The following is an 11093-nucleotide window of genomic DNA, read 5'->3' on the forward strand; positions in this document are numbered from 1 at the left end:
AGCCGGCACCGACCCCCACCCTGCCGCCCGTACCCGCCGAGGTGGTGCCGCCGCCCGCCGCGCCGCCCCCGGTCAGCTCGCCGCCCCTACCGACGTCCGTCCCGCCGTCGCACCTGTGGACCCCGCTCGCCGCACCGCCACCGCTGGCAGCCGGGAAGCGCGCGCGGACGCCGACGCCGCGCTGGGCGAGCAGGACCGTCACGATCCTCGGTACGGCACTCGTGCTGCTCTCCTTCGGCTGCCTCACCTGGCTGGTGATCGCGGCCTACGCGGCTTGGCGGCGCAGTTGGCGGCTCGCGGTCGCCGGCGTCGGGTACCTCGCCCTGCTCATCGTCGAGGTGGGTCTTCTCGACGTCGAGAATTCGGACGAGATCTCCGACAACAAGGCGGTGGGCTTCCTCGGCCTGGCTCTGATCACGTGGCTCGTCGGGGCGGTGCACGTGGTCCTGCTCAGCCGCGGTCTCTGGGCCGCCATCACCGGCAGCCCGGGTAGCGGGAGGGACCGAGCCGACGAGGAGCGGCGCATCCGTCGTGAACACGCCCGCTACCTGCTCTACCACTACCCCGCGGCTCGGGACGAGTTGCGACTCGGCCGGCCCGACCTGCCCCGCACCTTCGACGACGGCGGCCTGATCGACGTCAACTCGGTACCGGAACAGGTGCTCGCGGAGCTGCCCGGCCTGACCGCCGACCAGTCCCGGCAGCTCGTGGTCGACCGTTGGCTGCGCGGTCCGTACGCCTCCATGGAAGAGCTGGCCGGGCGTTGTCTGCTGCCCCCGAGTGCCACCGAGCCTCTCCGTGACCTGCTGCTCTTCCTACCCCCGGCCTCCCTGCCCGAGGAGGCGCGAACGGCCGGATCGTGACCCGAACCTCCCGTGCAAACCGAGGTACTGACGGACGGCGCTGGTAGAAATGCCGGGTGGGGTCGGAACAGCGGGTTGGGGTACGGGAGCGGGCCGAGGCGGTGCTGCGCCGGCTGGCCGGTGAGCACGCCCGGCTGCGCGAGGACCAGTGGCGGGCGATCGAGGCGCTGGTCGTCGACCGGCGGCGGGTGCTCTGCGTGCAGCGCACCGGCTGGGGCAAGTCGGCGGTCTACTTCGTGGCCACCGCGCTGCTGCGCGACACGGCCCAGGCCGAGCAGGCCGGCCCGACGGTCATCGTGTCGCCGCTGCTGGCGCTGATGCGCAACCAGGTCGAGGCGGCCGCCCGAGCCGGCATCCGGGCCCGCACCATCAACTCGGCGAACCTGGACGAGTGGGACCAGATCACCGCCGAGATCCAGGCCGGCGCGGTCGACGTGCTGCTGATCAGCCCCGAGCGGCTCAACAACCCCGACTTCCGCGACGGCGTACTGCCGAAGCTCGCCGCGACCACCGGACTGCTGGTGGTCGACGAGGCGCACTGCGTCTCCGACTGGGGGCACGACTTCCGGCCGGACTACCGGCGGCTGCGCACCTTCCTCGCCGAGCTGCCCGAGCGCACCCCGGTGCTGGCGACGACCGCCACCGCCAACTCCCGGGTCACCCAGGACGTCGCGGAGCAGTTGGGCGACGCCCTCGTCCTGCGCGGCACCCTGGACCGCGAGTCGCTACGCCTCGGGGTGCTCGACCTGCCCAGCCCGGCACACCGGCTGGCCTGGCTCGCCGACCACCTGGACCAGCTGCCCGGCTCCGGCATCGTCTACACGCTGACCGTGGCGGCGGCGGGGGAGACCGCCGAGTTTCTGCGCTCCCGGGGCTACCCGGTCGCCTCGTACACCGGTCAGGTCGAGGACGCCGACCGGCGGGCCGCCGAGCAGGACCTGCTGGACAACAAGATCAAGGCGTTGATCGCCACCAGCGCGCTCGGCATGGGCTTCGACAAGCCCGACCTGGGTTTCGTCGTCCACCTCGGCGCGCCGCCGTCGCCGATCGCCTACTACCAGCAGGTCGGCCGTGCCGGCCGGGCCGTCGAACACGCCGAGGTGCTGCTTCTGCCCGGCGCCGAGGACGCCGCCATCTGGCGGTACTTCGCCTCGCTCGCCTTCCCGCCCGAGCAGCAGGTCCGGGCTGTGCTGGCCGCCCTGCACACCGACCGACCGCTCAGCACCCAGGCCCTCGAACCGCTCGTCGACCTGCGCCGGGCCCGCCTGGAGCTGATGCTCAAGGTGCTCGACGTGGACGGCGCGGTCCGCCGGGTGCGCGGTGGCTGGCTCGCCACCGGCGAGCCCTGGGTCTACGACGAGGCCCGGTTGCGGCGCGTCGCCGAGGCACGCACCGTCGAGCAACAGGCCATGCGGGAGTACGCGACCACGTCCTCCTGCCGGATGCGGTATCTACGGGAGTGCCTGGACGACACCGGGGCGGCCGACTGCGGCAGGTGTGACCGGTGCGCCGAGCCGCTCTTCGACTCGGACGTGTCGACGGCCGCGCTCACCGCCGCGCAGACGTTCCTGGGCCGGCCCGGCGTGGAGATCGCGCCGAAGAAGCTCTGGCCGACCGGGCTGGACGCGGTGGGCGTACCCCTGAAGGGCCGGATCCCCCCGGCGGAGCAGGCGTTGCCGGGGCGGGCCGTCGGGCGCCTCTCGGACCTGGGCTGGGGCGGTCGGCTGCGCGACCTGGTCGGCCCGGAAGCTCCCGACGCGCCGGTGCCCGACGACGTGGCCGGCGCGGTGGTGGAGGTGCTCAAGGCGTGGGCGCACGGCGACGACCCGTGGCCCCGCCGTCCGGCGGCGGTGGTCGCGGTCGGTTCCCGTCGGCGGCCCCGGCTGGTCGGCTCGCTGGCCGAGCGGATCGCCGCCGTGGGTCGGCTGCCGCTGCTCGGTGAGGTTGCCCCGACCGGTGCGGGTGGCGCCGGCGGGCCGCGCGGCAACAGCGCCCAGCGGGTCCGCGCGCTGCACGACGCGTTCACCGTGCCGGCCGACCTGGCCGACGCGCTGGCCGGGCTGGCCGGTCCGGTGCTGCTCGTCGACGACCTGGTCGACTCGGGGTGGACGATGACGATGGTGACCCGAGCGCTGCGGAAGGCCGGTGCGCCGGAGGTGCTGCCGCTCGCCCTCGCCGTGGCCGGCTGAGCCGGCCGAGGCCGTTCCCGGCCGGTCGGCCGCGCGCTGTCGGCCTGCTCGGGTAGTGGCGGGAAAGTTCCCGGGCGGGGCGGATTGCGACGGTCGCCACGCCGTCCCGACGTCGACCGGGACCGGCCCGCCTCGGCGGTACCGTGGGCGGCATGACCGAGCAACCGCCCGTCGCCTCCGCGTACGCCATCTCCCCGATGACCTGCGAGGGCAGCGGGTGGGTGGCCGTCGGCGAGGCCGGCTACGCGTTGGACGCCGGCGGTGCCTGACCAGGTCTCCGCCGCGCCGGACCGCAGCACTGTCCGGCTGGCGCTGGTGGTCGGCGGGCTGGTGCTCGCGGTGCTGCTCGGTTTCGGCCTCGGTCGGATGAACGCCGGCGGCGCCACCAGCACCGGCGGCGCTACGCTCGCCGCCGACCACACCCACCCGCCAGGTACGCAGCCGCACGACCACGGCAGCGTCGCCGGTGCGGACCAGGGCGCCGGCGCGGAGCCGGGCGGCCTGTCGGTCAGCTCCGCCGGGTACACCCTGGCCCCACTGGTCACCGAGTTCCCGGCGGGACGCCCGGAGCAGCTCCGGTTCCAGGTGCGCGACGCTCAGCGCCGGCCGGTCACCCGCTTCGCCGTCGTGCACGACAAGCCGATGCATCTCATCGTGGTCCGGCGGGACCTGACCGGCTACCAGCACCTGCACCCGACCATGGCGCCGGACGGCACGTGGTCGGTGCCGTTGACCCTCGCGCAGCCCGGTGTGTGGCGGGCGTACGCCGACTTCACCGTGGTCGCCGCCGACGGCGGCCAGACCGCCGTGACCCTCGGCGCGGACCTGGTCGCGCCGGGCGGCTACCAGCCCCGGCCGCTCCCGGCGCCGGCGACCTCGACGACGGTGGACGGGTTCACCGTCGGTTACCAGGGCAGCCCGCAGGCCGGTGCGACGGTGCCACTGACGTTCCGGATCGACGCCGCCGGCGGCGCGGCGCCGCTGGAGCGCTACCTCGGGGCGTACGGGCACCTGGTGGCGCTGCGCGAGGGCGACCTGGGCTACCTGCACGTGCACCCCGAACCGGAACTCGTGGACGGCCAGGTCAAGTTCTGGCTGACCACCCCCGGCCCCGGCCGCTACCGCCTCTATCTCGACTTCCAGGTCGGAACCGAGGTCAACACCGCGGAGTTCACCCTCACGATCCCCTGACCCCACCCCTCCCGGGACCGGGGTGCGTTAGCCGGCGCGGCGGATGGGGCGGCGGGCCAGGTAGCGGAGCAGGTCGCGGATGTGGTGCTTCTCCTCGGCGGGGACGCTGGGGTCGGCCAGCCGGTCCAGGATGGCGCGGACGTCCGCCTCGACCGGGCCGTCGTCGTTGCGTCGGCGGGGTGCCGGTCCGGCGTCGGGCAGCCCGAGCGCCCGGAACGCGGCCGCGACCGGTAGATCCAGTGCGGAGCAGAAGCCGCGCACCTTGGCCAGCTCCGGATAATCCTGCCAGTCACCGGCCAGCCAGCGGAACACCGTGGAACGGCCCACGCCCGTGTGCGAGGCAAGGTCGGTGACCGTCCAGCCGCGTTCGTCGCGAGCGTCGTCGATGGCGCGCCGGACGAAGCGGGCGAACGCCATCTGTGGCGAAACGTCTGCAGAACCCATCCCTGCGGGTCTTCCCCTCCCGGCCGAAGCACTGGGGCATGCGCTTCTGAGGGTAGTACGCCAAGGAGCGGAAACAATTGACTGACCGCACAAACTGTCCCGTGGATGGGACCTTTTCTCATCCAGACTGTGGACCGACCGGAACACGAATCAAGCGATCATCGTCGTTCTTCCACTAAGCTCGGTGCCCGTCCCGGCATGGCGCGTCCGCCTGCCACGTCCGACCGGGCCACCGTCGAGGAGCACCATGGCCGATTCGAGCCGCCCCCAGCCGTACCAGCCCGGTGCGGTGAGCCTCTTCTTCGTCGCCAAGGCCGGCGTCTTCGCCGCCGCGTTCTGGATCTGGTTGCTGGTCCTGGTGCTCCGCACCGACGCGGCGACGGGCGCTCACGTGCTCGCCGCCACCGGCGCGATCACCACCACGCTGGTCGCGGTGGTGCTGGGCATCCGGATGGCGTTGCAGCACAACGCCGCCGTCCGGCACGCGGAGATGAAGAAGCTGCTCGTCGACATCTCCTGGAACGCCTTCGCCGCGGCCGGCAACGCCGAGAGCGCGGGCACGGTGGTGCCCTTCCCGGCCGGACCGGCCGACAGCGAGCGACCCGCCCAGCGGGCGGGCAGCGAGCGGGTGTCGGCCTTCGACCGTGGCCCTGGCGAGCGGCTCGGCGGGCGGGACCGGGGCAACACCGGCGACCGCCGTCGCTAGCCGACCAGGGGTGCCCCGCCGTCGCTAGGCGGCGGGCGGCTCGTCGACGGCCAGCAGGGTCTCCAGCCGGGGCGTGACGCGCCACTGGTCCACCAGCTCGCGATACTCCGCGCGCTGCGGCCCGGTGGCCGCGGTGCCGGTACGGCGGGCCCGGATCAGCAGGTTGCGCGGGGTGTGCTGCGAGTCGACGAACTCCACCACCTCGGCCCGGTACCCGTGCACCCGCAGCAACCCGGCCCGCAGCGCGTCGGTGAGCACGTCGGCGAAACGCTCCCGCAGGATGCCCTGCCGGGTCAGCAGCTCGTACGGGGCCGGGGCGGGGTGGGCGCGGAGCTGCTTCGCCAGGTCGTGGTGGCAGCACGGCGCGGCCAGCACCCAGCGGGCCTCCCAACGCACCGCGCGGGCCAGCGCCTCATCGGTGGCGGTGTCGCAGGCGTGCAGCGCCAGCACCAGGTCCGGGGCGGGGTCGACGACGGCGTCGGCGATCGTGCCGGCCACGAAGCTGACCCGGTCGGCCCAGCCCAGTCGCTGTGCCAGCTCGGTGTTGCGCCGCCGCTGGTCCTCCCGGACGTCCACGCCGATCAGCTCGACGTCGAGCCCCCGGCCGGACAGGTAGCGGTACGCGGCGAAGGTCAGGTACGCGTTGCCACAGCCCAGGTCGACCACCCGCAGCGGACCGGTCAGCTCGTCGGGCAGGGTCGCCGCCAGGGCCCGTAGGAACGCGTCCACCTGGCGGCGCTTGGCCGCCGAGCCACCGATCTCGGCGAAGATCTCATCGCCCGGGTCGAGCAGGTACTCCTTCGCCCGGTCGTTCCCGCCGGGTGCCGCAGCCGGCCGGGCCGTCCCGGCAGCCCGGTGCACCTGCGCCTCGCCGGACTTCGTCACCCGTAGCTGGAGTGTCGCGTCCGCCGTCTCCACGTGCCAGTTGCCGAACGGCTCGGCCAACAGTTCGTCGACCGCCGCGGCGGTCTCCGGGCCGGGGGTGACGTTGCGGGTGTACGGGCGGGCGCCGTCGGAGGTGGCGATCTGGAGACGCGGCCCGGCCTTGAGGGTCACCGGCCGCAGTTCCGCCCGGGCCACCGTCGGGCGGCGGCCACGGCGGCGCCCGGCGGCGACCGCCCGGGTCAGTGCCGGATCGAGCAGTAGTGCCCTGACCTGGGCCAGGGCGGCGTCCAGTGGTTCCGGCATCGTTCCATCTTCCGAAAGGCGGGGTGGGAAGGGAACATCCCCCGTACCGCGCGGGGCGGTGCGGGGGATGTCGGGTGTCGCTGGGTCAGTCCGCGGTCGCCTCGGCCGGCGTACCCGCGCCGGAACCGCCACCACGGCGGCGCCGACGGCGGGGGGTGCGGGTGCCTTCGCCGTCGACGGCGGCGGAGTCCGCCGACGCCTCGGCGACGGCCGGCGTGCCGGCGTCGGAGCGGTCGCGGCGGCCGTCGCCCCGGCCACGGCGCTCACCTCGGCCCTCGCCGCGGCTGTCACCGCGCCGGGAGCCCCGGCCACCGCTGTCGCCCCGGCGGGAGCGGGTCGTCCCACCCAGGTCCTCTTCGATCTCGGCGGAGAGACCGGCCCGGGTCCGCTCGGCGGTGGGCAACGTGCCGCTGACCTCGGTGGAGATGTGCAGGTCGGTGTAGAGGTGCGGGGACGTGTGGTACGTCTCCGGCGGCTCCGGCATCTCCAGACCCAGGGTCTTGTCGATGATCCGCCAGCGGGGCATGTCGTCCCAGTCGACGAAGGTCACCGCGACACCGGTCGCCCCGGCCCGGCCGGTCCGGCCGATCCGGTGGGTGTAGGTGTCCTGGTCTTCCGGACAGTCGTAGTTGATGACGTGGGTGACGCCGGTGACGTCGAGCCCGCGGGCCGCCACGTCGGTGGCGACGAGAATGTCGATCTTGCCGGCCCGGAACGCCCGGAGCGCCCGCTCGCGGGCACCCTGGCCGAGGTCACCGTGCACCGCGGCGACCGCGAACCCGCGGAAGTCGAGGTCCTCGGCGACGCGGTCGGCAGCCCGCTTGGTGCGGGTGAAGATCATGGTCAACCCGCGCCCCTCCGCCTGGAGGATGCGCGCCACCACCTCGACCTTGTTCATCGAGTGGGTGCGGTAGACCAGCTGCTGGGTCTGCGGCGACGGGCCGGTCTCGGCGGTGTGCCCGGCGTGGATCGTCATCGGCTGGCGCAGGAAACGCCGGGACAGGGTGACGATCGGGTCGGGCATCGTGGCCGAGAAGAGCATCGTCTGCCGGTCCTCGGGCAGCATCGCGAGGATCTTCTCGACGTCGTCGAGGAAGCCCAGGTCGAGCATCCGGTCGGCCTCGTCGAGGACGAGCGCGTGCACCCGGTCCAGTCGGAGGTGCTTCTGCTTCTGCAGGTCCATCAGCCGGCCCGGGGTGCCGACCAGGATCTCCACGCCCTTGCGCAGCGCGTCGATCTGCGGCTCGTACGCCACGCCGCCGTAGATCGGTAGCACCCGGACGCCCCGCGTGCGGCCGGCGGCGGCCAGATCCTTGGCGACCTGGATGCCCAGCTCGCGGGTGGGGACGACGACCAGCGCCTGCGGGACGCCGTCACTGCCCTCGCTCGGCGCGAAGACCCGCTCCAGCAGCGGTACGCCGAAGCCGAGGGTCTTGCCGGTGCCGGTGGGCGCCTGACCGATCAGGTCGACGCCGCGCAGCGCGATCGGGATCGCGTACTCCTGGATCGCGAAGGCGCGGGTGATGCCGGCCGCGGCCAGCGCCTCGACGGTCTCGTCGCGGGCGCCGAGTGCGGCGAAGGTGGGGGCCTCCGGTCGGACCGGGGCGGTGGGGGCCAGTTCCTGGCCGTCCATCAGATCTTGAGTCAATTCGCTCATGTGGATGTGGGGGTGCCCTCTCGTGGGTGCGCCCCGTCATGTCCTCAGGGCGCGTTCGGTATGACGCGGGCCACACGGTCGGGGGCAGACTGCCGAGCCGGACCGGGCCGCACGCGCGCCGCAGGCTGCGCTTCGATCAGATCGGCGCCCACGGCAACTGCTCTATGCTACCTGAACAGGCATACCCCCGTCCCGATTCCCGACCGGGCAGCGCCCACGCGGGGGCATCGAATGTGACCTGCGCCACAGGTCGTGCCACGCGCGGGGCACCCACGTTCAGGCGGCGAACGGTAGCCTGCGCTCGTGTCCGCGCCGACCACCCCCGGTCCCGCCGTCGCCGACCTGCTGGGCCTGGTCGCCTTCGGTGAGCTGCTCGCCTTCGAGCGGATGGCCGGCGACGCCCGGCTCGCGCCCGACCTGAGCCGCCGTGCCGCGCTGAACGAGATGGCCGCCGCCGAGATCGCCAACTACCGCCGGCTCGCCGACCGGCTCACCGCGCTGGGCGTGCCGTCGGAGGACGCGATGGCGCCCTACCTGGAGCCCTTGCAGGCGTACCACGACTCGACCGAGCCGCGGGACTGGGCGGAGGTGGTGACCAAGGCGTACGTCGGTGACGCCATCACCGACGACTTCCTCCGGGGGATCGCCGACGCGTTGGACGAGCCGGACCGGGCGCTGGTGCTGGACGTGCTGCACGACTCCCGGTACGCGGAGTTCGCCGCCGAGGAGATCCGGCTCGCCGTCGCCGCCGACCCCCGGGTGGCCGGCCGGCTCTCCATGTGGGCCCGGCGGCTGGTCGGTGAGGCGCTCTCCCAGGCCGGCCGCGTCGCCGCCGAACGGGCCGCGCTCACCGCGCTGATCGCGCAGGGCGACCGGGTCGACGTGCCGGGACTGTTCCGACGGCTCACCGCCGCGCACACCGCGCGGATGGCCGCCGTCGGGCTGAACAACTGATCACCCGGGCGGGCCGGGTGCGGTGCCGGCCCGCGGCAGGTGGGCCGACGCCGACCTGCCGCGATGGCCGGACCGGTCAGCGGACGGTGAAACCGACCGCTCGGGGCGACGCCTCGGCGATCTCGACGTAGGCGACCTTCTCGACCGGAACGATGACCCGCCGGCCCTTCTCGTCGGTCAGGGAGAGCGTGCCGCCGTTGCCGGCGAAGGCGTCGGTCACGATCTGCTCGATCTCGGCCGGCGACTGCGCGCTGTCCAGAACCAGCTCGCGCGGCGCGTACTGCACGCCGATCTTGACCTCCACTGTGCCTCCTCAACTGGGGCGAAAGAACCGCCCTGCGAAGGCTATCCGATCACGGGGGCGGCGGTCAGGCTGACTCACCTTGCAGCGGGAAGCTCGCGATGCCCCGCCAGGACAACGCCGCCACCAACGCCTCGGCCTCGGCCTTCGGCACCTGTCGACCGCCGGCCAGCCAGAACTGCGCGGCCGTCTCCGCCGCGCCGACCAGCCCGGAGGCCAGCAGCTCGGCGTGCGCCCGGCTCACCCCGGTGTCCGAGATGATGGTGTCGGTGATCGCCGCGATGCAGCCCTGCTCGACCCGCTCGACCCGCTGCCGCACCGCCGGATCGTTGCGCAGGTCCGATTCGAAGACGAGGCGGAACGCCTCGCTCTCGTGGTCGACGAAGTCGAAGTACGCCCGCACCGACGCGCTGACCCGCTCCTTGTTGTCGCTGGTGCCGCGCATCGCTTCGTGCACCTTGGCGACGATGGCGTCGCAGTGCGTGTCCAGCAGGGCCAGGTAGAGCTCCATCTTTCCCGGGAAGTGCTGATAGAGCACCGGCTTGGAGACCCCCGCCCGCTCGGCGATGTCGTCCATCGCCGCGGCGTGGTAGCCCTGCGCGACGAACACCTCCTGCGCCGCCGCGAGCAGCTGCTTACGGCGCGCCGAACGGGGCAGGCGGGTGGGCCGGCCGGCGGTCTGTGCACCGTTCCCCACAGCGGTCATGGGATCCTCCGAGTTCTCCGTACGAGCCGGCATTTTTCCCCCAGACCGGGCGGGGCCCGTGACCCCCGTCGTGGAAATGGCCCGCCGCTGTAACTTATCGCCACTGTCACCACACGGTAGCCTCAGCGGGGGCGACCAAGGAGCGCGCGGTGAGTGAAACAGGGCAACCCGGAGCCGCCACCCCGGGAGAGCACGGTGACGGAGCGGGTCAGCACGACGACCCGGGCCGTTCCGGCGGCGGGTGGGCGCCCCCGGCGGGCGGGTGGTCCCGGGCCGCCGAGCGCGAGGATGCCCGGGAACCGGCGGCGCGCTGGCAGCCTGACGCGGCGTCCGGTTGGCGTACGTCCTCCACCCGGCACGGCGACCTGCCAGCACCCCTGGCCGGGCTGCCCGGCGCCACCGAGTCGCCGGTCCGGGTCAACGGCCACCACGCCAACGGCGTCCGGCACGCGGGCGCCGAGACCAACGGCGTCCACCACCCCGGTGCCGAGCCGCTGGCCGGCCGCCCGGCGCCGGTGAGCGCCCCGCCCGGGTCGACCGCCGAGGACCGGCGAGACGCGACCGGCGAGCGGCTGGTGGTGCCCGCCCAACGTCCCGTGCCGCCCCCGGAGCAGGGGCCTGGTGAGCCGGACAGCGGCCCGGCCCGACACTCCACCGTCGACCCTGGCGCCGGTCCCGGCGCCCGCTGGGCCGAGCCCGGTCGGCCCACCTCGGCGCCACCCGGCGTCCAGGTGCCACCCGTCGGCACCGCCGCCTCGGGCTTCGAGGTCCCGCCCGGCTTCCACGCACCCACCGCTGAGCGGCCGGCCGCCGACGAACCGCCGGCCACCCCGCGCGCCTGGCGCGACCCGCTCGCGCCGGAGGCATCGACCGAGCCGGGACGCACCCCCGACC

The 11093-nt window shown here is 74.0% G+C and carries 9 protein-coding genes and 2 pseudogenes; 6 read left to right on the forward strand and 5 right to left on the reverse strand.

The genetic code is table 11. From position 1 onward, the window contains the following. The 3 genes and pseudogenes from EAD98_RS31030 to EAD98_RS23130 all read left to right on the forward strand — a co-directional run. Positions 1 to 863: pseudogene (locus tag EAD98_RS31030) on the forward strand (helix-hairpin-helix domain-containing protein); the annotation flags it as partial. Positions 864 to 919: 56 nt separating this feature from the next. Then, positions 920 to 3052 carry a RecQ family ATP-dependent DNA helicase gene (locus EAD98_RS23125; RefSeq protein WP_121656115.1) on the forward strand — a complete coding sequence of 711 codons (2133 nt, stop codon included), beginning with the start codon at positions 920 to 922 and terminating at the stop codon, positions 3050 to 3052. A 261-nt stretch (positions 3053 to 3313) separates the two neighbouring features. Further along, positions 3314 to 4243 (forward strand): hypothetical protein, encoded by a 930-nt coding sequence (locus EAD98_RS23130; RefSeq protein WP_121656116.1) that lies wholly within the window; start codon positions 3314 to 3316, stop codon positions 4241 to 4243. Between the two features lie 27 nt (positions 4244 to 4270). Here EAD98_RS23130 and EAD98_RS23135 read toward each other — a convergent pair whose 3' ends face one another. After that, positions 4271 to 4687: a helix-turn-helix domain-containing protein gene (locus EAD98_RS23135; RefSeq protein ID WP_121656117.1), complete on the reverse strand. Its 417-nt coding sequence runs from the start codon at positions 4685 to 4687 to the stop codon at positions 4271 to 4273. 247 nt (positions 4688 to 4934) lie between these two features. On the opposite strand from EAD98_RS23135, the gene EAD98_RS23140 reads away from it, so the two are divergent. Beyond that, positions 4935 to 5393, forward strand: coding sequence for a hypothetical protein (locus tag EAD98_RS23140; RefSeq protein ID WP_121656118.1), 459 nt, complete (start codon positions 4935 to 4937; stop codon positions 5391 to 5393). A 24-nt stretch (positions 5394 to 5417) separates the two neighbouring features. Here the strand turns inward: EAD98_RS23140 and EAD98_RS23145 are convergent, their stop codons facing one another. Both EAD98_RS23145 and EAD98_RS23150 read right to left on the reverse strand, forming a co-directional pair. After that, on the reverse strand, positions 5418 to 6581 hold the full coding sequence (locus tag EAD98_RS23145; RefSeq protein ID WP_121656119.1) for an SAM-dependent methyltransferase: 1164 nt from the start codon (positions 6579 to 6581) through the stop codon (positions 5418 to 5420). 85 nt (positions 6582 to 6666) lie between these two features. Further along, positions 6667 to 8238, reverse strand: a complete 1572-nt coding sequence (locus EAD98_RS23150; RefSeq protein WP_121656120.1) for a DEAD/DEAH box helicase — start codon at positions 8236 to 8238, stop codon at positions 6667 to 6669. A gap of 303 nt (positions 8239 to 8541) precedes the next feature. Here EAD98_RS23150 and EAD98_RS23155 point away from each other — a divergent pair, with 303 nt between their 5' ends. Then, positions 8542 to 9192: a ferritin-like fold-containing protein gene (locus tag EAD98_RS23155; protein WP_121656121.1), complete on the forward strand. Its 651-nt coding sequence runs from the start codon at positions 8542 to 8544 to the stop codon at positions 9190 to 9192. 76 nt (positions 9193 to 9268) lie between these two features. Here EAD98_RS23155 and EAD98_RS23160 read toward each other — a convergent pair whose 3' ends face one another. Both EAD98_RS23160 and EAD98_RS23165 read right to left on the reverse strand, forming a co-directional pair. Then, positions 9269 to 9496, reverse strand: a complete 228-nt coding sequence (locus EAD98_RS23160; RefSeq protein WP_030329796.1) for a DUF3107 domain-containing protein — start codon at positions 9494 to 9496, stop codon at positions 9269 to 9271. Positions 9497 to 9560: 64 nt separating this feature from the next. Continuing rightward, on the reverse strand, positions 9561 to 10199 hold the full coding sequence (locus EAD98_RS23165) for a TetR/AcrR family transcriptional regulator (protein WP_121656122.1): 639 nt from the start codon (positions 10197 to 10199) through the stop codon (positions 9561 to 9563). Between the two features lie 149 nt (positions 10200 to 10348). Here EAD98_RS23165 and EAD98_RS23170 point away from each other — a divergent pair. Next, a pseudogene (locus tag EAD98_RS23170) lies at positions 10349 to 11093 on the forward strand (hypothetical protein); the annotation flags it as partial.

Origin of the sequence: Micromonospora sp. CV4 (assembly GCF_003667455.1) — a bacterium.
In the GTDB taxonomy this organism is placed as follows: domain Bacteria; phylum Actinomycetota; class Actinomycetes; order Mycobacteriales; family Micromonosporaceae; genus Micromonospora.